This window comes from Coleofasciculus sp. E2-BRE-01 (genome assembly GCF_040221695.1).
Taxonomy (GTDB): domain Bacteria; phylum Cyanobacteriota; class Cyanobacteriia; order Cyanobacteriales; family Coleofasciculaceae; genus Coleofasciculus.
This window is the reverse complement of the sequence record NZ_JAVKEA010000003.1, coordinates 1-23216: the sequence shown is the minus strand read 5'-3', so window position 1 is coordinate 23216 and position 23216 is coordinate 1. Positions and strand designations below refer to the sequence as shown.

At 45.4% G+C, this 23216-nt stretch carries 13 protein-coding genes; 9 read left to right on the top strand and 4 right to left on the bottom strand.

Features of this window, described 5'->3' with window-relative positions; genetic code table 11:
* The first annotated feature begins 666 nt into the window (after positions 1–666).
* The 3 genes from RIG66_RS00505 (at position 667) to RIG66_RS00495 (ending at position 7020) form a co-directional block, all read left to right on the top strand.
* The gene (locus tag RIG66_RS00505) at positions 667–1596 is read left to right on the top strand and encodes a spondin domain-containing protein (RefSeq protein WP_446374178.1); all 930 of its coding nucleotides are present in this window, start codon (positions 667–669) and stop codon (positions 1594–1596) included.
* Positions 1597–2078: 482 nt separating this feature from the next.
* A complete protein-coding gene (locus tag RIG66_RS00500) occupies positions 2079–3407 on the top strand; it encodes an AAA-like domain-containing protein (RefSeq protein WP_446374176.1) in 1329 nt (442 codons plus the stop codon).
* 124 nt (positions 3408–3531) lie between these two features.
* On the top strand, positions 3532–7020 hold the full coding sequence (locus tag RIG66_RS00495; protein WP_446374174.1) for a WD40 domain-containing protein: 3489 nt from the start codon (positions 3532–3534) through the stop codon (positions 7018–7020).
* 20 nt (positions 7021–7040) lie between these two features.
* Here the strand turns inward: RIG66_RS00495 and RIG66_RS00490 are convergent, their stop codons facing one another.
* Positions 7041–7919 (bottom strand): Rpn family recombination-promoting nuclease/putative transposase, encoded by an 879-nt coding sequence (locus RIG66_RS00490; RefSeq protein ID WP_446374172.1) that lies wholly within the window; start codon positions 7917–7919, stop codon positions 7041–7043.
* A gap of 332 nt (positions 7920–8251) precedes the next feature.
* Here RIG66_RS00490 and RIG66_RS00485 point away from each other — a divergent pair, with 332 nt between their 5' ends.
* The 3 genes from RIG66_RS00485 to RIG66_RS00475 all read left to right on the top strand — a co-directional run bounded on the left by RIG66_RS00485 (position 8252) and on the right by RIG66_RS00475 (position 11036).
* Positions 8252–9043: a Uma2 family endonuclease gene (locus RIG66_RS00485; RefSeq protein ID WP_446374170.1), complete on the top strand. Its 792-nt coding sequence runs from the start codon at positions 8252–8254 to the stop codon at positions 9041–9043.
* Positions 9044–9190: 147 nt separating this feature from the next.
* Positions 9191–9691, top strand: a complete 501-nt coding sequence (locus RIG66_RS00480; protein WP_446374168.1) for a hypothetical protein — start codon at positions 9191–9193, stop codon at positions 9689–9691.
* A gap of 268 nt (positions 9692–9959) precedes the next feature.
* Entirely contained in the window at positions 9960–11036 is a 1077-nt protein-coding gene (locus tag RIG66_RS00475) for a WD40 repeat domain-containing protein (RefSeq protein ID WP_446374166.1), read from the top strand.
* 162 nt (positions 11037–11198) lie between these two features.
* On the opposite strand, the gene RIG66_RS00470 is transcribed toward RIG66_RS00475, so the two are convergent.
* Complete coding sequence (locus RIG66_RS00470; RefSeq protein ID WP_446374164.1) at positions 11199–12842, bottom strand: CPBP family intramembrane glutamic endopeptidase; 1644 nt, start codon at positions 12840–12842, stop codon at positions 11199–11201.
* Positions 12843–12873: 31 nt separating this feature from the next.
* Positions 12874–13128, bottom strand: a complete 255-nt coding sequence (locus RIG66_RS00465) for a hypothetical protein (protein ID WP_446374161.1) — start codon at positions 13126–13128, stop codon at positions 12874–12876.
* 118 nt (positions 13129–13246) lie between these two features.
* Here RIG66_RS00465 and RIG66_RS00460 point away from each other — a divergent pair, with 118 nt between their 5' ends.
* The 3 genes from RIG66_RS00460 to RIG66_RS00450 all read left to right on the top strand — a co-directional run bounded on the left by RIG66_RS00460 (position 13247) and on the right by RIG66_RS00450 (position 21599).
* Positions 13247–14599: a histidine phosphatase family protein gene (locus tag RIG66_RS00460; protein ID WP_446374159.1), complete on the top strand. Its 1353-nt coding sequence runs from the start codon at positions 13247–13249 to the stop codon at positions 14597–14599.
* Positions 14600–14755: 156 nt separating this feature from the next.
* On the top strand, positions 14756–15511 hold the full coding sequence (locus RIG66_RS00455; RefSeq protein WP_446374182.1) for a Uma2 family endonuclease: 756 nt from the start codon (positions 14756–14758) through the stop codon (positions 15509–15511).
* A 283-nt stretch (positions 15512–15794) separates the two neighbouring features.
* On the top strand, positions 15795–21599 hold the full coding sequence (locus tag RIG66_RS00450; RefSeq protein WP_446374157.1) for a GAF domain-containing protein: 5805 nt from the start codon (positions 15795–15797) through the stop codon (positions 21597–21599).
* A 521-nt stretch (positions 21600–22120) separates the two neighbouring features.
* Here the strand turns inward: RIG66_RS00450 and RIG66_RS00445 are convergent.
* The gene (locus tag RIG66_RS00445) at positions 22121–22678 is read right to left on the bottom strand and encodes a hypothetical protein (protein WP_446374180.1); all 558 of its coding nucleotides are present in this window, start codon (positions 22676–22678) and stop codon (positions 22121–22123) included.
* Positions 22679–23216: the final 538 nt, after the last annotated feature.

Genomic DNA, 23216 nt, shown 5'->3' with positions numbered 1-23216 from the left:
CAAGACAAGGAAGACAGGTAGACCAGTAGACAAGGAAGAGTGAGAACGAAAAATAGGGCGTTTCGGCTTTTAGAAGTTAGTTTAACCGAACCGAATTCTGTACGGTTTTCCCCCCTTGTCTTCTTTCCTTCCTTGTCCTCCTTGTCTTGTCCCAACCATAAAATAAAAAACCTACACCTGTCAGACCCCCCTGCCCCCCCTTGTCAAGCTATGCATTACTACCATATTTCTTAACATTAGGGAGAGCGATCGCTATAGCGCTCTCCAACCCCATTTCTACACAGCCAATTCTCAATAAAGACAGAATAAATATATGTCCAGGTACTTAGAGGGATCAAACCTTCTGGAGGAAACAGGCAAGCTGTTGACGAGTCCTGAGCAAAACCGTTACATAAATATACAATACTATACAATTTTATTGACATAAACCATTTTTCTTTAAGCTTTGATAAAGAAGGTTGTATCTATGGCTTGAGATAGATAAAGTGACGGCGAGTAGTGTTGCACACTCAATTCTGTCACTGGTTCTTTTTGATACTTCATCATCCAGCATTTTTGCTAAGATTCCAGGAACTCGCAAAATATCGCGAACAATTAACCAGAATGCTTGCAATCTCGAAACACCCAGAGGGGGTTAGAGGAAATTTACTGTTTAGGAATTTTAACATGAATAAACTTGTCAAACGTCATACAAATCGACTAAAGCCTATTTTCGCTTCGTCAGTTGCAGTCGCTTTAACCTTATTGACAGCATCATCGGCGCAAGCTGTGCGCTTAAAGGTTACCATTGAAAACTTATCGCCGGAGCAAGGCGTCTTTTTCAGCCCGTTTTGGCTGGGTTTTCATGACGGAAGCTTTGATACTTTCAGTCCGGGCGAGAAGGCATCGCTACCATTGGAAATTGTGGCTGAAGACGGAATTACTGGTTTAGAATCAACAAATCCGGAGTTTGCCCCACTATTGGATCTGGCAAGACGCTTTGGTGCTGAGCTGCCTGATCCACAAGATACTATCGCCACCTTATTTGCGACTTCGGAACCCGACGGAATACAAGACATTGCATTTGCCAATAATTTCGGATTCCCGCCAAACAGTGAATCTTCCTTGTTCGTCGATGTCAATCCTACGACTCACACCGCTCTTTCCTATGCCTCAATGGCTGTTCCCACCCATGATGGCTTCGTCGCTGATGTTGATCCGATCAGGCTTTTCTCCCCCGAAGGCACTTTTGTTCCTCAACAAATTGAAATTCGCGGCGCTGATGTGTTTGATGCAGGGACGGAGGTAAACGTTGAAGATCCCTCGACTACGCCAATTGTATTTGATCCGCCAGAGAGATTTTTTGGAGCCGTTCGTCAGGGAACGCCAGAAGGCGGAGTGATTAAGCCACATCCCTTACTTAAAGAGCCTGGACAAGGAGGATTTCTGGATTTACCGTCTTATGTCAATGGTGACTTTACCCGGACACCCAATGAAACGTTAGCTCGTATTACCATTCAACAGGTACCTGAAGCGAGTTCAATCTTCGGCATTTTTGGGATAGGTCTAATGCTCGGTTTTGGTGGATTGATTGATCGACTTCGTTCTAGAAAATAAGATAGGGTTTAAGCTGTTCGGCATTTAAACTTTAATGCCAATAATGGCGAGCATCCTTGTAGTGCGAGCATCTTGCTCGCTACTAATACCCAATTTAAATGCATAACAGCTTATCTTCAGTAGGATGTGATCTCCGTGTCTGGCTGCTCAGTTCCTTGGTGGATAATAACTTGAGCGGTGTTAGCGATCGCGAAAAGTTGGTTTAGTTAAGGATGTCTAGGATTAACTTTCCTTAAATCCATTTTTTTCTGCCTGCCAGTATACAACCAAGACTTAAGCCATGCAATCGGTAAAATTAAGGAAGTTATGCCTAACTATTAAGGTGAAATTTATTGAAAATATGTTTTTTTGGGTAAAATTTAAGCAAAGTTGACCAAATTAGGCGCAAAATCTCGGAAAAAGTCAGGTTATGACTTAACACGGCTCCCAAAACAAATAAATTTGATAAAATTTCAGAGCAAGGATCAGCGCTAACTTTCGCCATGGACTCGCAATCGCAATTAACCTGGCATCAAATTAAACAAGCTGCTAACCAAGCCTTATCTGGCAACACGGGTAGCTACCTGAGTGATGTTGAAGAAAAAGTCTTGCACAGCGCTTGGGAGGGCTACAGTTATGAGCAAATTGCCGAACAGCATAACTTCACCGTCAATTACATTCGAGGAGATGTCGGACCCCAGTTATGGCGTAAGCTGTCTGAGGCGTTAGGCGAGAAAGTTAGCAAAACCAATTTTCGGGAACCATTAACGCGAGGACTCGCCAAACAATCGCAACCTGTATCCTCGCAAAAGATAGAATATCCAAATGGACCTGTACCCTTACGTTCTCAGTTCTATGTAGAACGCCCTCCCATTGAATCGGATTGTTATCAAACGATTTGGCAACCGGGGGCGCTAATTCGGATTAAAGCCCCGCGCAAGATGGGAAAAACCTCTCTCTTGGATAGAATTATTGAGTATGCCGAGACACAGGGGTATCGCACCGTCCGTTTAAATCTGCGGCAAATTGAGCAGGCAAAATTTAGTGAATTGGATAAGTTTTTGCGCTGCTTTTGTGCCTGTATTAGCGATAAGTTAAAACCGGCTGCGGTGTTGTCTGATTATTGGAATGAAGACCGAGGCAGTATGCTCAGTTGTACTCGCTATTTTGAAATGCTTTTGGCACAAGCCGAGAGTCCCTTGGTTTTAGCCTTGGATGAAGTAGACCGAGTATTCCAATATCCCAATATTGCCACGCACTTTTTTCCCCTTATCCGCAGTTGGCATGAAGAAGCCAATAATCTCGAACTGTGGGAACAACTACGCTTGGTGGTGGTTCATAGCACGGAAGATTATGGCTCATTAGATATTAATCAATCTCCATTTAATGTTGGTTTACCTGTGCCATTAGCGGAGTGGACTTCTCAACAAGTAGAAGATTTGGCACAGCGTCATTCTCTGGATGGGAATTTGCAAATTGGTAGTGAAGGGCTTGTACCGTTACTGGCAAAGGTGGGCGGACATCCTTATTTAGTGCGGTTGGCACTTTATAAACTGGCAACTGAACAGATTACATTGGACGAGTTATTACAAGATGCGGCTACAGATGCGGGAATCTATAGTCAACATTTGCGTCACCACTTAGCCACATTGAAAGAACATCCAGAACTTGCTAACGCCTTGGAAAAGGTGGTGAATGCAACTGAACCTGTGCCATTAGATACAATGCAGGCGTATAAGTTACATAGTATGGGGTTAATTGAACAGCGGGGGAATCAGGTTACACCCCGATGTCAATTGTATCGGCAGTATTTTCGAGAACATTTGAATTAGTCATTTGTCATTCGTCACAAAATTGGCAATTTAGTCAGGGCGGGTTTCGTTACATCTGGGTGAAGGAAGAAACGATAGTTGTGAAACCCGCCCCTACACATAAAAAAATATCAGAATTTATATCATGAGTGTACTAACCAGAACAGAAAATTATTACAAAATCGGCGGCAGTTTAAAGTATCAACACCCCTCCTATGTGAAACGCCAAGCTGATGATGAACTGTATGATAGCTTGAAGCAAGGGGAATATTGCTATGTATTGAACTCGCGACAGATGGGGAAGTCGAGTTTGCGGGTTCGGATGATGAAAATTCTCAAGAGTGAAGGTATTAAATGTGCGTCGATTGATATGACACGGCTGGGGAGTCAAACGAAGCCAGAGGCATGGTATCTGGGTATTGTTTCTGAGTTGGCGAGGAACTTTGGTCTATCGGCTAGGTTTGATGATATTGCCTGGTGGCAGCAACATGAGATATTATCACCGTTACAACGCTTGAATCGGTTTATCGAGGATGTGTTGCTGACTCAGTTTGATCAAAATCTAGTTGTTTTTCTGGATGAAATCGATAGTATTATTAAACTTGATTTTAAAGACGACTTTTTTGCCTTTATTCGTGCCTGTTATAACCAACGCGCCGATAATCCGGATTATAATCGCCTCACGTTTTGTTTGTTGGGAGTTGCTACGCCGTCTAATTTAATTGATGACAAAAAACGCACCCCCTTTAATATCGGGCGATCGATTCAACTGGGTGGCTTTCAATTTGAAGATGCCAAAGCCTCGTTAATTCCTGGGTTTGCTGATAAGGCTGATGATCCGGAAACGGTGTTAAAAGAGGTGTTAAACTGGACGGGTGGACAACCTTTCCTCACCCAGAAATTATGCTATCTAGTTGGTAAACATGCTCAAAGCCGTACCCCCGATATTGCCAAAATTGTCCACACTTATATTCTGGAAAACTGGCAATCTCAGGATGAACCAGAGCATTTACGAACGATTCGCGATCGCCTGCTGAGTAATGAACAACGAGCAGAGCGTTTGCTGGGGCTGTATCAGCAACTTTTGCAACAGGGACAAGTTGCGGTCAATGATCATCCAGAACAGATGGAATTGCGCCTAAGTGGGTTAGTCGTTAAACAGCAGCAAACCTTAAGGGTTTCTAATCGCATTTATCAGACTGTATTTAACCTGGAATGGGTTAATGAAAAACTCGCCAACTTGCGACCCTATTCAGAAGCCATAACTGCCTGGTTTGCATCCAAGGGTCAGGATAATTCCCGACTGTTGCGGGGTCAGGCGTTACAGGAGGCAAGACAATGGGCGGCTAATCAATGCTTAAGTGATCAGGATTATCAATTTTTAGCCAAAAGTGAGCAATGGGAAAAATGGGAAGTTGAACGCGCTTTAGATGCTGAAAAGAAAGAGCGCAAATTAGTCCTCTTAGAAATGCAAATTGCTCAAGAGAAAATTAAACAGGCACAGGAGCAAGCGCGGCGGGAAAAGTATCAAAATCGGCTTAAATTTGCCGTGACTTGGGCTTTGGTTCTGGCGGTTGCCACAGGGACTGGTTTTTACGTCCGCCAACAACTGAAACAGGCTTATACTGAATCCCTGGAGGAGCAAATAAAAAAAGCAGGGGATAGCGCTTTGCTTACGTTTGAGTTGGGGCAACTTGAGGCATTATTGCAAGCCATGAAAGCGGGGCATACCTTGGTAACATCATTTGGTGAGCGTCCCTTAGTCAACTATCCCACAACTCGTCCAGTTTTAGCGTTGCAAGAAATTCTAAACAATATTCAGGAACGGAATCAACTGCATCATCAAGCCAGTGTAGAAAGCCTCGTCTTTAGCCGCGATGGACAAACCATTGTTACGGCTTCCCTGGATGGCATTATTTTTATGTGGAACCGACAAGGAAAAATCATCAAACAATTGCCGGGACATCAAGCCAGAGTTACCAGTATTGCCGTGAGTCAAGATGGACAACGGATTGCCAGCGCCTCAATTGATGGTACGGTTCGCTTGTGGCATCGCCAAGAAAATGGAATGCAAGAATTGCCAAAACAGCAGGGTTGGGTGAGAAGCGTTGCCTTTAGTCCCGATGGAGAGTTAATTGCCACGGCGTCATCGGATCATACGGCGCGTTTGTGGGATATTCAGGGTAATTTGTTGCAAGAATTTACCGGGCATGAAGATGGAGTAACCCGTGTTGCTTTTAGTCCCAATGGACAGTTGATTGCCACAGCGTCATCGGATCACACGGCGCGTCTGTGGGATATTCAGGGCAATTTGTTGCAGGAATTTAAAGGACATCAGGGATGGGTGAGAAGCGTTGCCTTTAGTCCCGATGGAGAGTTTATTGCTACGGCGTCATCGGATCACACGGCGCGTTTATGGGATATTCAGGGCAATCTGTTGCAGGAATTCAAAGGACATCAAGGACGAGTGACGCAGGTGATGTTTAGCTCTGATGGGCAGTTTTTGGGAACAGCTTCTATGGATGGTACGGCTCGCCTGTGGGATTGGCAAGGAAATGTGGTACAAAACTTAAAAGGGCATCAAGGTATTGTGACAGATCTCGCCATGAGTCCCGATGGTAAAATCATTGTCACGGCGACATCTGACGGCATTGCCCACCTGTGGACGCGATCGCACAATCAGCCGTTACAAGGACATCAAGATGGGGTTACTCATGTCACCTTTAGCCCCGATGGGCAGTTGTTGGGGACAGCTTCATCTGATGGTACAGCTCGCCTCTGGAATCGGCAAGGGAAATCCATCCTGGAATTCAAGGGACATCAAGGGAGTGTCACATACATCACCTTTCGTCCGGATCAGCAAATGATTGCTACTGCCTCATCTGATGGCACTGTTCACTTATGGGACATCCAGGGTAAATTACAAAGACGCTTACCCAACCATTCCGGCGGCGTGGCACAAGTGGCATTTAGCCCCGATGGACAACTGATTGCCACGGCTTCCTCCGATGGTATTGCCCGCTTATGGGATATTCAAGGGAATCTACTGCAAGACTTGATCGGGCATCAAGGGTGGGTAAGAAGCCTCGCCTTTAGTCCCGATGGAACGCAGATTGCCACCGCTTCATCGGATCGCACGGTTCGCCTTTGGGACTTGCAAGGTAATCTGCGACAGGAATTGAAAGGACATCAGGGATGGGTGAAAAGTGTCGCCTTTAGTGCCAATGGAGACTATATCGCTACGGCTTCCATTGATGGCATCGTTCGTCTCTGGAATACTGACGGAAACCTAGTCAAAGAACTCAACCAGCATCCCAGTGGCATAACCCATATTGCCTTTAGTCCAGATGGAACCCGAATTGCCACCGCCTCATTCGAGGGTATCGCCCGTTTATGGGATTTACAGGGAAACCTAGTACAAGAAATTAAAGGACATCAAGGTGCTGTGGTTAGTGTTACTTTTAGTCCAGATGGAACCCAAATTGCCACGGCTTCATCGGATGGCACCGCCCGGATTTGGCACGTTGAAGGGTTAGGGGAATTACTCTCCAGAGGGTGTATCTGGTTGCAAGATTACTTAGCAACCCATCCCGAAGCACGAGAGGAACTCCAAGTTTGTGATTTTAGGGAATAGGGAATTATTAAAAACCGATATTAATTATCTAACCACTGCTCCAAGTCGTCCAAGGTTGTAAATGTCAAAATTGTCTCGACTAAACGGTCTAATTGTTCCAAAGATAATTGTTCTATTTGAGCCTGAACCTCTGGAGGAACAGCGCCAAACTTCTGCCGCATTAGAAGTGAAACTAATTTTAAAGTTTGCTCAATTTTGGCAAAATTAATCTCGCCTTTCCTATCTCCAATAAACACTTCCTGCTTGTGCAACTCCTCTAATTCTTTATTACTTAAGTTAGCACGGCTGGCAATATTTAACGCTTCTCCTATTTCTGGTACTGCCGCCAGAGACTCAGGAATTATGTCTAAACTAGGGGCGGCTTTGAGGAAATAAATCCACTTGTCGCTAAGGGTTTCTAATTCTGATAGTTCTTTGTTAAATTTGGGTAACTCCAGAAAAATTACTGTTAACTCGTCTCGATAGTTAAATAGCTGTTTTTCCTCCTTCAGTCGAAATCGGTTAATCATTTGTGCGCTATTCTTAAACAAGAAAAAATCGGTAATTGTTAAAGCAATGAATGGACGCAATGTTATATATTTCTCTCCCATGTCTAACTGATTGGCATACGCTTTGGCGATATTGTAGATTACTCGTTTCTCAAAAGCTTCGACGTTTAAGACTTGCATCTCTATGATTACCGTAGACCCATTATCTAAAACTGCCCTGACATCTAGATAGGTATCTTTAAGCGTGCTGGTACTGCCCGGATTATAGGGATCGATTATTTCTAAAGATTTTATAGTGTTTTTGCCTTCGTAAACGATGGCGTTGAGAAAGCTGATCAGAATTTTTTGGCTGCGGTTTGAGCCGAAAATCTTCTTGAAAGCAAAGTCAGTTTTTGGACTAATGAATCTCATGGTTAGTTCTCTTGGTTTAAAATTAAGTTATGGGATTTCACAAGAAATGGCTACGATAAGCTTGTCAAGCCTTTACATTGGGTACAAATAGCGAGTTGCTTGGTCGCACTACAAGGATGAGAGCAAGTATTGACAATCAGATTTAAATGACAAATAGCTTCGTCCTCCTACGTTGATCATAAAGCGGCGGGGTAGTGATAGGCTATCCTACGTCTGCTGGGGCGTTGTCGCTGTGTCATCGAGGTTTTGACTGTTGCGATCGCGCTTAAACAGCTGGGTTGATTTGGCGTGTGTCGAATTATTATGATGGTAAAGACTTTAAGCAACGTGTTATGGCAATCAAATACCGAATCGAGCAAAATCATCCGCCTCGTTCTCCTAGAGAAAGCTTGCCTACCATGTACGATTTACCGAGTGAAAATCCGGAGGAACCTGGTTTGCCTGACGAATTTCATGATCTTCAACCCGAACTATTGCGCGTGACGTTTCATCCAGCTAACTACCCACCTGAGCAAATATTTTGCGGTAGTGATATGAATCTTTACTACGATGCGCGTCACCATTATTGGTATAAACGACCCGATTGGTTTGGTGTGGTGGGCGTATCAAGACTTTATGATCAGGAGGATTTACGGTTAAGTTATGTGATTTGGCAAGAAATGGTGCGTCCGACGGTGGTGGTGGAATTATTATCACCGGGGACGGAAAAAGAAGATTTAGGTAGAAGTACACGCCTGAGTAGTGAACCTCCGACAAAATGGGAAGTCTACGAGCAAATTTTAAATGTCCCCTATTATGTGGTGTTTGACCGCTATACGGATCGATTAAGAGGGTTTGCACTTACGGCTGGTTTTTACCAAGAATTGGAGTTAACCGAACCGAGGATTTGGATACCCCAATTGGAATTAGGTTTGGGATTGTGGTCGGGAGAGTACGAAGGGATTAATCGTCTATGGTTACGTTGGTACGATGCTGAAGGGAATTGGATTCTAACCCCAACTGAACGGGAAGCGATCGCCCAAGAACAACTGGAGGCTGAACGACAACGGGCTGAAGCTGAACGAGTGCGATCGCAGCGTCTTGAAGAACTGTTGCGTTCCCACGGGATCGATCCAAATAGTTGATCTCAACTCTAACCTTCCTCGTATATCCAAGCAAGATCCCCGACTTCTTCAAGAAGTCAGGGATCTGGGATACCTCATTGCATAAGTCCCTGACAGTGAGAGATACAACCCAGTATTAGATATCGATCTGCTGCTGTCAGGTGAACTATGCATCCAACTAACGATCCTTCTGCTTATTCCACAACCCACTCTCCTTGTACCTCTGTTCCCCTTGATTTGTTCAAAAGTGGGCAGTTGCTGGCGATTAAACCTGACTGTCGGGGAGCCTTAATTATCCAAAAGCGGTTTTATGCTGATTTTGTGGGTTCTGGGGCTGCTGTGGGCAGTAGTTTTGACGTTGATTGTACGTCAGTGTATGCAATTGGGGAGGTGGAATTTTATGCGCCTACTACATACACTGAACGCCAGCAAGCATTTCAGAAACGCCAGGAATATTGCGAAACGTTACAATCAATTGTGGTGATACCTGCTCCCCTCGATCGCGCCACCACAATCCTGCATCAATTATCTCTCTGGTTAGATGCTAAGCTAATTTCCGAAATTCCCTCGGCTTGGATTGCCCAGTTAGCCGGAGTGTTGACAAAGACTATAATGATTATTCGCCAACCACGTCCAACTAATCCTGCGGAAAGATTAAATATTCATTAAATTTATCAGCCAGATTATTTAATTTAACCCAAAAGTATGAGGTAGATTGATCCATTCCAAGTGATCATGGCATCGTTACCGTAGTTTGGGAGTTTCGCAATGCCTGGATTCTCTGTAAGTTATACCGTCTCCGAATTAATTTCTTTAATTTTTTGTGCTGTTGTTGGCACGGGAATAATATTTATGGGATACTTTTTGGCATTATCTGTCGTCTAAGGGAACAATCTCACCCATTCCGGTGGGATGGTGTTGTTCTCAAGGGTTAACCATGAGTCGTCGGTCAAGTTCTTATGCGGTTATCGTCGCACTGACGGTTATAACTGTACTGTCAGTTATCGTAACCAATGTGCCGCGATCGCTCTCTGCATCCCCAAATTCCGGTAATGTGACTCTCATCGCCGCTACACCGACTCAACAATGGCAAGATGCCAAAGTGTTGCGTAATATTAAGGGACATACAGATGCCGTAGGTGCGATCGCGATTAGCCAAGATGGACAATTCTTCGCCACAGGTAGCGATGATCAAACGATTAAACTCTGGAACCTAAATACAGGTCAGCCTTTGCGAACGCTTTCTGGACATTCGGATCAAATTACGGCTCTCGCCATTAGTCCTGATGGAGAAACTTTGGTGAGTGGCGGGGGTATTCAGGATGGCTCAATTAAACTCTGGAATCTGGAAACAGGTGAATTAATTAAGACTCTCCAGAAGAAAGAAGGGATGATTCCCTCCTTGGCAATTAATCCAGATGGACAAATCCTAGCCAGTGGAAGAAGAGGAGAAGGGTTAGGGTTTATTTCTGAAATTGCCTTGTGGAATCTAGAAACAGGTAAAAAATTACTTCAGTTTGAGATTGAAAATTTAACCCTCTCTCTTGCGTTTAGTCCCAATGGAGAACTCCTGGCTAGTGGTTCTGAGGACGGTACCATTCATCTATGGAATTGGCAGAGTGGAGAAATCCTGCATATCCTCCAGCATCCTCAGTCTTTAAGAGCGTTGGCATTTAATCAGGATGGAAACGTCTTGGTGAGTGAGAGTTTTGCTGAAACCATTAATGTTTGGAATCCCAAAACTGGGGAATTAATTTCGACACCAGTGGAAAATCCTAAACCTGTGTTTGTCAATGCCTTGGCGCTGCATCCGTCAGGTAACATTTTAGCCAGTGCCTTAGGTCCTTATGGCAGACTAGGGTTATGGAATCTGGAATCGGGTGAGTTGATGACGATGTTGGAAGGGTTTTCTGGTTCGATTTTCTCCCTCGGCTTTAGTCATGATGGACAGATGTTGGTGAGTGGGAGTAATGATGGCGCGATCGCGATTTGGGGAACAGGGAATAGGGAATAGGGAATGGGCAATAGTGGGGGCGGGTTTAGTTACATTTGGGTGAGGGAAGAAACAATAGTTGTAAAACCCGCCCCTACATTTGGAAAGGGCGGGTTTTGAACAAAGGTTAGTATCAATAGCGAAACGAAAGCCCATAAAACCGCCCCTACAAACCATACTCCCTCAACTTCCACCACTGCCTAAAATAACTAAACTCAATAACGTCCCCGTATTCCAGAGACTGTGAACGATCATGGGGGCGACAAGATTGCGCGATCGCGTGTACACGACTCCCAATACAATGCCTAACGTAGCTAAGGGGAGGACTTCTGACAAACTCAGATGTGCGATCGCAAAGACGAGACTACTGGTGACAATTGCTCCCCAAACAGGCATATAGCGCGTTAACGACGGTAATAAAAACCCTCGGAACATGAATTCCTCAAACAGGGGTGCAGCAATGCAAGCGGTGCTAAAAAATATCACAATAGCGACTGTATCTTGTCCTTCTAGCACTAGAGAAAGAATCGGATTACTCCCCCCTTGTCCCTGCCATAATTTCTGGTTCAGGAGTGAGACTAAAATCACCAGTGGTAGAGCCACTAGGTAGCCCCCTAATCCCAAAACAATCCCTTTTCTGCGGAATTTAATCCGAAACCAATCCTCTGGCAAGGGTAAAAAATCCTTGATCGAAAGGTAAAGGACTCCCAATCCTCCAGCCGATAGCACAATGTAAGTCATTAAAACATAGAATGCCTGCATTCTTACCGTAAAACTAGCCGGATTCAGATTGAACAAGCCGAGGAAAAGAGGCAGGATAAACAGAGGTAGGAGGATTTGACCGATAAAGAAAAAGCCCAGAATCAAGACTTGCCAAATCATTTCTCCATCCCAAGGCGTTTCCCAAGGGATAGTGCTGTTGGTGGCGAGGAGCGATCGCTCTCCCTGAAGTAACCACTGACCCAGCAAAAATAGCAAGAGTCCCACCCCGACAAGACCGCCTATTCCGGGAATGGCACTAATTAGAGTTAACTTGACTAGGGCTTGTTTTGCTCTCTCTTTCTCTTGAGCTTGTAAGGATACTAAGGCATCTTGACGCTGTTGCAATTGATAAAGCTGGAACAATGCCCGATACTGGAACCAGCTATCTAAATTTTGTTGAATTTTTGATTCTGCATCGGGTAAAATTCGAGGCGGATCACTCCAAAGACCTGCTAATATGGCGGCAGTTTTGGCGGATGGCGTCGTTGCTGGAGCGGTACTTTCCAGTGTTTCTTGCTCAATCAACTCATTCCACGTCTGAATTGCTATCTCTGTTCTACCCTGTTGAGCTTGCAGCAGTCCCAACCGCACATTCAGTTCATCAATAAGTTGTTCTGTCTGAGATAATGACTTTTGCAACTGCTTTCGCTGCTGAGAGGTCATCGGAGTCTCGTCAATGGGAGCGATTTGCATTTGCGGTTTAGCCAGCTCATCACCGATAGATGTTGTCACATCCTGGTTTGAGGACAGTTGTCCCAGTTTGGCGATAATTTTCGATTGAGTTGTCTGAGCTGTTTCCAGGACTTGTTTATATTGCTCTTGGGCATTTTCAAACGGATTATTACCGAGTAATGCATTCCGCGCCGCCGTTAAATCCTCTTCTCCTTCTGTTGCTAAACTCTGACCTTCGGCAGCATGGAGTAATAAATTGGTTTGGTAAAGTTCTAAGCGACTTTGAATTTGAGGCTGACCCCAGCTTTCAACCAAAGAAAGGCTGACTTGTAAGAGTACCGCCACCGTCAGCACGGCTAAAATTAACCGTTTAAGCACTAACCCAGTATTCATGAACCCCCCAAAAAAAGTAATAAGTCATAAGTCATAAATAATAAGTCATAAGTTCTAACGTTATAAAAAAATATTTAGTAACAAAGCTCACTGTTTTTGTTTCAGATGTAATCTGTCGCGTTCTGGCTTTTCCGGGGAAGTCTTGAAACCCTGTTGATAAGGAAGATACACAGGAAAAATTAACCTCTTCTCCATCTTCCCCATCTTCCCCATCTTCCCCAGCTCCCCCAGCTCCCCCAGCTTCCCCATCTTCCCCAGCTTCCCCAGCTCCCTCGCCTTTTTGCACAGCAGGTGAGCGGTTAAACTAAAAATGACCCTGATATTTGAAGATGCCCCAAGGATGCTACCAGCATTTGGGTTAATCTGGCTACTGTTCATCAATTGGTCACATAGGAGCAAAAGGATTGACTACTCGCGTCATTATTGTACGGCACGGTCAGAGCAGCTATAATGCCCAGCAACTCATTCAAGGACGCTGTGATGAGTCCGTGTTAACGGAAACAGGGGCTGATGATGCCCGTAAGGTGGGTGCTGCCCTCAGTAGCTTGAGCCTTGATGCTGTTTATTGCTCTCCTCTCCAACGAGCGAAGCAGACCGCAGAGGTCATTCTACCTTATTTATCTGGCTCACCCCCTCTCCAACCATCAGAAAACCTGATGGAAGTTGATTTACCCTTGTGGGAAAAAGTGGCTAAATCTGACGCCCGGAAAAAATTCCCGGAAGATTATCGGTGCTGGAAAGAACGCCCGGAGGACTTCTATATGGAAATCACTACGTCGGAGGGAACCCGGAAGCATTTTCCTGTCTTGGCACTTTATCAACAAGCGCAGCAATTCTGGCAAGAGATTCTACCTCGCCACCAAGATGGCACAATTTTAATCGTGGCACACAATGGTATTAACCGCTGTTTGCTGAGTAGCGCTTTGGGTATTTCTCCCGCCCGTTACCAGTCCGTCTTACAGTCCAACTGTTGCATTAATGTTCTGAATTTTACGGGTGGTTGGGGTGAACCCGTGCAATTAGAGTCTCTCAATCAAACCTCTCATGTTGGTACACCGTTACCGACGCCTCGCCCCAGTAATCGGGGGTTGCGTCTGCTGCTGGTACGTCACGGAGAAACCGAGTGGAATCGCGTCTCCCGCTTCCAAGGCGGGATTGATGTCCCGTTAAATGAAAATGGGCGTCAACAGGGACAGCAGGTGGCTGAGTTTCTTAAGGATATTCCGATTGATTTTGCCGTTACCAGTCCGATGTTACGTCCCAAGGAAACGGCTGAATTGATTCTCCAGTATCACAGTGGTATTACGCTAGAACTTGAAGACAAGTTTCGCGAAATTAATCATGGACTGTGGGAGGGAAAATTAGAGTCAGAAATTAACCAAGAATACGCCGATTTATTGCATCAATGGAAAGTTGCTCCAGCGACGGTACAAATGCCCAATGGTGAAAATTTAAACCAAGTATGGGAGAGGGCTACAGCCGCTTGGGATAGGATGATTCAGGTCAAAGCTGGGATGGCTGATTCAGAACTCAAAACAGGTTTAGTTGTGGCACACGATGCGATTAATAAAGTTATTCTTTGCCATGTTTTGGGATTAAGTTCAGAATCATTCTGGAGTATTAAACAAGGGAATGGTGGTGTGAGTGTGATTGAATATGGTCAAGGGTTAGAGAAGTTACCCGTTGTCCAGGCGATGAATATTACAACTCACCTTTCTGGAGATATTTTTGACCGAACGGCAGCAGGGGCGTTATAGCAGTAGACACATCGATTAGGACTTTCGGTACCATTGTAGAGACGTTGCATGCAACGTCTCTACATATTGGTGGAAATAAACTCAACCCTGTTAAGTTAATAAATAATCCTCAAAGCCTTACAAATGACAAATGACAAATGACAAATGACAAAAACCATGTTTCAAACTGACCCGCCTCAAGACCCGAAAAAGGTTTTGCCAACAATGTACGATCTCAAGAGCGAAGACCCAGAGGAACCCGGTTTGCCTGACAAATATCATTTACTACAAGCGCGTTTCCTTGAAGATACCTTCTATCCTCCTAACTACCCAACTGATCGCATTTTTGTTGCCAGCGATTTAAATCTTTACTACAATCCACGCCAACCCAATTGGTACAAACGCCCCGACTGGTTTGCGGTGGTGGGGGTTGATAGACTCTACGAACAACGGGATTTACGCATGAGTTACGTGGTGTGGCAAGAAGAAGTTAATCCCTTTGTCGTGGTAGAACTGATTTCACCAGGTACTGAAAAAGAAGACTTGGGACAAACGCTGCGGGAAGCGAATCAACCGCCGACAAAGTGGGAAGTCTATGAACGTATTTTGCGCGTTCCCTATTACATCGTGTTTAATGGTCGCACGAACCAGCTAAGAGCGTTTCAGTTAATGGGTAGTAGCTACACCGAGTTAGACTTGAGCGAACCGCGTGTGTGGATGAACGATATTCAGCTAGGGTTAGGACTGTGGCAGGGTTTCTATGGAGAATGCGATCGCACCTGGTTACGTTGGTATGATGCACAAAGCAACTGGATTTTGACTCCCTCAGAACGAGAAAGGCAAGAAGTTGAACGAGAAAGGCGACGGGTAGCAAGATTGATAGAACAATTGCGATCGCTTGGGGTTGAACCGGATTTGGATTTGGAGGTTTAGTTGTCTTCGTCATCTGCCTTGTCTCCACTAAAGTGTCAGTATTCAACCGGATAGGATATAACCAATGACAAAAGTTAAGAAAAAATAAGTTCTCACCTCTGGAGAAGAGGCTGCGGATTTTTTCAAAGTTTGGCAGTATAAAGAATAGGTATGTGCTGCTAGTGCAGTGTAACGGAAATAGCCCTACAGTTAATCAAGAGGAGAGAGAAAAAGCATATAGCATAAACTTTACAGCCTTGGAGTTAGTTCGTCCCAGCTACAGCCTGCGCCCTACCCAATTATTATGCAGCCTGACACCACCGCCATTACCTTACCTGCTTTAGAGCATTTTATTGACTATCATCCCCTCACGATTGAGGCTCAAGCAACTCTAGTTGAAGCGATCGCGTTATTAAATCAAGGACAATCCTTGTCGGGATACCAATCTGGACAAATTACCAGAGAACCGGGACGTTCTCATCGCTGCGTCTTGGTTACCGAAAACTCGGCGTTGATCGGGATAGTTACCACACGAGACTTGATTAAGCTGATGCTGGCTGGGGTGAATTTTCAGGACACCCAGGTGGCTGATGTAATGGTGCGATCGCCTGTTACTTTAACCCTCTCTGAGTCCTGTCATTTGTTTACGGCATTATCCCTTTTCGAGAGCTATTCGATTGATTTTCTCCCGGTTTTGGATAAGACAGGTAAATTTATTGGAATAATCACAGAAAATAGTATTTGTCAAGGGCTGCCTGAGCTAAATTTGCTTAAGTCGCAATCGGTGGCGGCGACAATGACGAATCCTGGGCTAAACGTTTCGTTGACGACTTCTATTCTGGACGTGGCGCAACAGCTAATTAAGACTCAGGAAACTTGTGCTGTATTGATTCAGGAAACGGTAATCGGGGATGAAACCAATGGGAGAAGGTTTCAAAAGAGTGCGATCGCGTCGCCCTTATCCTCAGTTTCTGCCCATTCCTTACCTGTAGGACTAATTACAGAACAGGATTTAATCCACTGTTTACAGCTATCTGTATTCGGACTTGACTTGTCAAAAACACCTGTGTCTATGGTGATAAAAAAACCGCTGTTGAGTCTCCATCCGGATGATTCCATAAAGCAGGGACTCGAACAGATGCGGCAAGTCGGGCAAATCCCTCAATTAGTTTATCAATCTCCGGAAAATCTTCTCGGCATTTTCACCCCAACGAACATCATTAAAGCTCTGAATCCTCTGGCGCTGCTGAATCAAGTTGAACAATTACAGCAAACAATTAATCAACAAGCCAACCAACTGCAGCAAACCCTGAATGACTTAAGCCAAGCGGAAACGACTGTGGAAACAAGCCATCAGCGTTTGCAGTTGATTCAAACAATAGCCAGCAATCCCACATTGAACGGGAAAGACTGGCAAACGGAATTCAGTGAGTTGACACAAGTCCCTTCAGCATCCCGTTGTCTTCCCTCCTCTTCATTAGTGGAAACTCCCGGCGATCATGCAATGGAGCCACCTCAGGTTGCCCATATCGTCAAAACAGCGACAGAACGGTTGGAATTAATTCTCCGCGCCTCCCAGGATGGATTTTGGGACTGGAATATGATTACTGGGGAAATTTATTTCTCGCCCCGATGGAAAGAAATGCTGGGCTACGCCGATTGGGAATTGCCGAATGAATTCGCATCTTGGGAGAAGGTAATTTTTGAGGAGGATCGGATTGCCGCGTTAAAACTGGTTGAAGATTATAACAGTGGTAAGGTTTCTCGTTTCCAAACCGTCCAACGCTTCCATCATAAAAACGGATCAACTGTTTATATTTTGTCCCGGGCGATTCATCAAAAAGATGCCGCAGGTCAAGTGATCCGCATGGTAGGGACTCATACCGATATTACCGATCGCAAGCAAGCCGAGGCAACCCTACAAGCCGAGTATTCCTTTAAAACCCAACTGATCGAACGGATGGGAGAAGGCGTGTGTGTCTGCCATAGTATTGAGACGTATCCCTATATCCGCTTCACAGTTTGGAATCAGCAGATGGTGGAGATTACCGGGTATACCGTTGAGGAAATTAACCATCGAGGCTGGTATCAGACATTCTATCCCGATCCGAAACAACGCAGCCAAGCCGTCAAGCGAATTGCTCAGATGCAACGTGGGGAGGATTTAGTCGCCGAGAAATGGGACATCGTTCGGGCGGATGGCAGCCACCGTATTTTATCGATCTCCACATCCAGAATTGAAACCTCAGAGCATCAGACTCATATCTTAGCCTTAATTCAAGATGTGACTGAACGCTTGAACTCGGAAACCACGTCGCAGCAACAAGCCGAACGGGAGCGATTAATTCGCTCCATCGCGCTGCGGATTCACCAGTCGTTGGAGTTGGAGGATATTCTCCATACCACGGTGACTGAAGTGCGACAGTTCCTGCAAACGGATCGGGTGTTAATTTATCGCTTCAATCCCGATTGGAGTGGCGTCGTCGCCGTGGAGTCAGTGAAATCAGAAACGTTATCTGTTTTGGGACAAACCATTTATGACCCCTGCTTTGGCGAGAAGTCGGCGGTGCGTTACCAACAGGGTTATATTCATACCGTGGAGGATATTTACACGGCAGATATTTTAACCTGTTATCGCGACTTTTTAGCCGATCTTCAGGTCAGGGCAAATTTAGTCGTCCCGATTCTACAGGGACAAAAATTGTGGGGGTTACTGATTGCCCACCATTGTCATCGTCCTCGACATTGGCAAACCGTTGATATTGATCTGCTTCAGCAACTAGCCACCCAAGTTGCGATCGCGATTCAACAGTCTGAATTGTATCAGCAGTTATCCACGGAACTCATTGAACGTAAACAGGCGGAAACCGCCCTCCGACAGCAAGCCGAACGAGAACGATTAGTGGGTGCGATCGCCCGCCGTATTCGTCAATCGTTACACTTAACCGAGATTCTGAACACGACGGTAACGGAGGTGCGGCACTTCCTGCAAACGGATCGGGTGTTAATTTACCGCTTCAATCCCGACTGGAGTGGCGTAGTCGAAGTCGAGTCTGTCGCCGTGAAAGAGTTATCAGTATTGGGGCGCACGATTTTTGATCCCTGCTTTGGCGAGAAGTCGGCGGTGCGTTACCAAAAGGGTGATATTCACACCCTGGAGGATATCCACACGGCTAATCTAGAGTCCTGTTATCGTAACTTTCTTGCCGATTTACAGGTGAGGGCAAATTTAGTCGTACCGATTATACAGGGACAAAAATTGTGGGGACTGCTGATTGCCCACCATTGTAATCTTCCCCGACATTGGCAGCCTCAAGAAACAGAGTTACTGGTACAACTTGCCACGCAAGTTGCCATTGCAGTACAGCAGTCGGAACTCTATCAACAAGCCCAAGCCGATTTAACCGAACGCAGACAAGCAGAAGCCGCCTTACAACAGCAACTCCAGCGCTCATTACTGCTTAAACAAATCACCCAAGACATTCGCCAAAGTTTAGACGCCCAACAAATTTTTCAAACTACTGCTACTCAAATTGGTCAAGCCTTTCGCGTCAATCGTTGTGTAATTCACACCTATGTCGCTTCACCCGCCCCCCAAATCCCGTTTGTTGCCGAATATTTAGAACCGGGTTATTCCTCCATTCTCAATGTCAAGATTCCGGTGGCTGACAATCCGCACATTCAACAGGTATTAGCCGCCGATCGCGCGATCGGCTCTAACAATGTTTACGACGAGCCTTTGTTACAATCTGCCACGGGAATGTGTGACCAGGTAAACCTGAAATCCATGTTAGTCGTTCGCACCTCGTATAAGGAAAAACCCAATGGGGTGATTTGTCTGCATCAATGTGATCAGTTTCGTCAATGGAGTAATGATGAAATTGAATTACTTGAAGCCGTTGCCGATCAAGTAGGGATTGCCCTTGCCCAAGCCCAACTCCTGGAACAAGAAAAGCACCAACGACAACAGTTAGCCGAACAAAACTTAGCCTTAGAAAAAGCTAAACAGGTGGCTGAAGCTGCCAACTGCGCCAAAAGTGACTTTCTAGCAACCATGAGTCATGAAATTCGCACGCCAATGAATGCAGTGATTGGCATGACGGGACTGCTGTTGGATACGCCACTGGATCAGGAACAAGCCGAATTTGCCGAAACAATCCGCCACAGTGGCGAAGCCCTGCTGACGATTATTAATGATATCCTCGACTTCTCCAAAATTGAGTCCGGCAAATTGGAGTTGGAGGAACAACCGTTTAATCTGCGAACCTGTATTGAAGAATCTCTGGATCTGCTAACGCCAAAAGCCGCAGAAAAGGGCATAGAACTGGCATATCTGTTTGATCCTCACACCCCCAACACGATTCGCGGCGATATTACCCGACTACGGCAAATTCTGGTTAATTTACTCAGTAATGCCCTCAAGTTTACCCATCAGGGAGAAGTGACGGTTTCGGTTTCCTCTAAGCGGGTAAGTCCCCAGTCATTAGACCAACTCTCTCACACCCATCACAAGGAACAAGAGTATGAAATTTTGTTTGCAGTTAAAGATACAGGAATTGGCATTCCCCCAGATCGGTTAGATCGTTTATTTAAAGCCTTTAGTCAAGTCGATTCCTCCACCAGTCGCCACTATGGAGGGACAGGATTAGGGTTGGTCATATCCAAGCGATTAAGTGAAATGATGGGGGGGAGAATTTGGGTAGAAAGTGAAGTAGGGAAGGGTTCAATCTTTTACTTCACGATTGTTGCCCCTGTCTGTCAAATTGATAATTCCAATACTTTGGATTTCAGGCAACCTCAACTTGAAGGCAAGCGGATGTTAATTGTGGATGATAATGCCACCAATCGCCGCATTTTAACTCTACAAGGTCAATCGTGGGGGGTGCTGACCCGTGCGGCTGAGTCGGGTAATCAGGCATTAGACTGGCTACACCAAGGGGAGACATTTGACTTAGCGATTCTGGATATGCACATGCCCGGAATGGATGGGGTAAATCTCGCCTCACAGATACGCCAACAGCCAAATGGTCAAGAGATTCCCTTGGTTATGTTAACCTCAATCGGCAAGCCAGAAAACAGTGGTCAACTGGATGAAGCCAAGTTTGCGGCGTTTCTGACTAAGCCGATTAAGCAGTCTCAACTCTACAATGTGCTGATGGATGTATTAGTCGGTCAACCGGTGAAAGTGCGGTCAACCTGTGAGATTTCACCGACGATTGATCCGTATATGGGTTCAACTCTACCATTGCGGATTCTGTTGGCGGAGGATAATGTGGTTAACCAGCAAGTGGGACTGCATATTCTGGGGCGTATGGGGTATCGAGCGGATGTCGCCGCCAATGGCTTAGAAGTCCTCGAAGCATTGCACCGCCAGTCTTATGATGTGGTATTAATGGATGTGCAAATGCCGGAAATGGATGGTTTGAAAGCAACTCAGCGCATCTGCCAGGAATGGTCACCGGAAAACCGTCCTCATATTATCGCGATGACGGCTAATGCTATGCGAGGCGATCGCGAAACCTGTTTACAAGCTGGTATGGATGATTATATCAGCAAGCCGATTCGGGTCGAGGAACTGGTGCGATCGTTGCAGGGAGTGCCAAAAAAGGTACAAGAGACTCGGAGTTTCCAGAAGGCAGAAGCCAGAGAGCAGAGGTTCCAAGCAAACAAGCAAGGGAGCAAGGTACAAGGAAATAATAACGGTTTAGACGGACATGATGCGATTGATGACCACGCTTTTCAACAACTGTGCGATATGGTCAAAGATGATCAAGTCTTAATCCAAGTAATTGATAGCTTTTTGGATGAAGGCGCTCAGTTGTTGAGGGTGATGAACCAAGCACTGGATTCACAGAAAACAAATACATTGTCACCTGAGACGCTAACCACTTGTCAACAAGCCGCTCACAGTCTCAAATCTACCAGTGGTACGGTTGGTGCGATTAACCTTTCTGAACTTTGTAAGCAGTTAGAAACGATAGACATTGAAGATGAAACCGATAATCCACTGACGTTAACGAGTCGTTTATTGACACAAATCGATCAGGAATATGAACAGGTAAAGGTGGCGTTACAAAGCAAACGTCAGCAATTGAAGGAGAATTGTTGATTGTGTAGGGGCGGGTTTGGGGACTGTAGTGTCGCTATAGATGATAATGTTTATCCAAAACCCACCCTGGTGTAGGGGCGGGTTTAGGGACTTTAGTGTAGCTATAGATGATAACGTTTATCCAAAACCCGCCCTGACTAAGTATTGAGTGTAGCAGACATCGCATGTTATAGCAGTAGACGCATCGATTAGGACAAAGGCACCATTGTAGAGACGTTGCATGCAACGTCTAGAACATAAATGATGTGTTCTAACAGCTATGGCGGTTGCTATAACGGTGAAGATCGTCATTTGTCATTTGTCATTTGTCATTTGTCATTTGTCATTTGTCATTTGTCATTTGGTCAGGGCGGGTTTTGGAACCAAGCTAAGGAAAACCATCAATATTAGTCCCTAAACCCGCCCCTACACACAGATACACCATGGTACGTTTCTACATGAATGTCCCCATCTCCCCCAGCTTCCCCAGCTCCCCCAGCTTCCCCAGCTTCCCCAGCTTCCCCAGCTTCCCCATCACCCCATCAACGCCGAGAGGGTCCTGGATTAAGAAGTTGAACTTCGCTAATCCGAATTACATAGGGATGATACTTATCTTCTTGAAAAGAGCCAACCCAAACTTTATATTCCCCCGCTAACCACTGACCCGAAATTCCAGGATTTTTGCCGTCAGCATCATCATTACACCAACTTCCACCAGGACCCCTCACCAATAGAGTAGTATCCTCCGGGCTTTCCACTTGTAAGCTGAGGTAGTTGAAAAAAGACGTTAACTCTAGGATATGATCAGGCTGTTCATCAATAAATCCGATACAAGAACCGGTTGGTGTTTCTCTACGACCCGAAACATTTGGCGTTGAAACGGAACCGCCACTGATCCCCCGAATAATCAACGGATCAGGTGAAAATCGTCGCCCCAGTTTTACGTTCTCAAATATGGGTTGCGGAGCGGCGGATTGAGCGTCAACGGCGGGAGTAATCAATAGTCCACTGGCAAATGTGGCTGTGGCAAGTGCTGTTCCCCAGCGCCAGAGTCTCAAGACACTTACCGGGGAGTCGGAGAGTAAGGATAGAGGTGACATAGTGGTAAGGCGAGAAGGGTGTCTTTTATTCATAACTGAGCGATTCCATCTTTGGGAATCTCTGGGAATAGTGTTTTTGGCTTTGGCACGAGGTTGTACAGTTGGCAAAATGATCAGCGGCGTGTTCTTCTTGGATATTAACAGCTCGATGTGGTTAGTATGGACGCGAATGTTGCAAATTGTGTTCCGCTCTTTGCTTCAGTCTTATAACTTAGAATATGTACTTCGATGTGAAGCACAAAGCACTACATTAACTAAAAAGGGGAAATTCGGAAAGAAAGATTGAATGTTTAAAAACTAAACGTGAAACACCTTGTCTGTCTAAGCAGCAGGAATCCAAAATTTGCGACTCCCTTTATTAATTATTAGGAAATGGCTATAATACCTAAATAATCGGTTGTAAGAATTCAGGTCTGTGTTTAGCTCATCAATTAGCCTGGGTGTACGAGCCTTTCCAAAGTAACGTGGGAAAGGAAATTCAGTCACATCGGCGAGTGCGCCCAGGCTCTTTTCCCCAAATAGGTCTTGCCTGAGACAG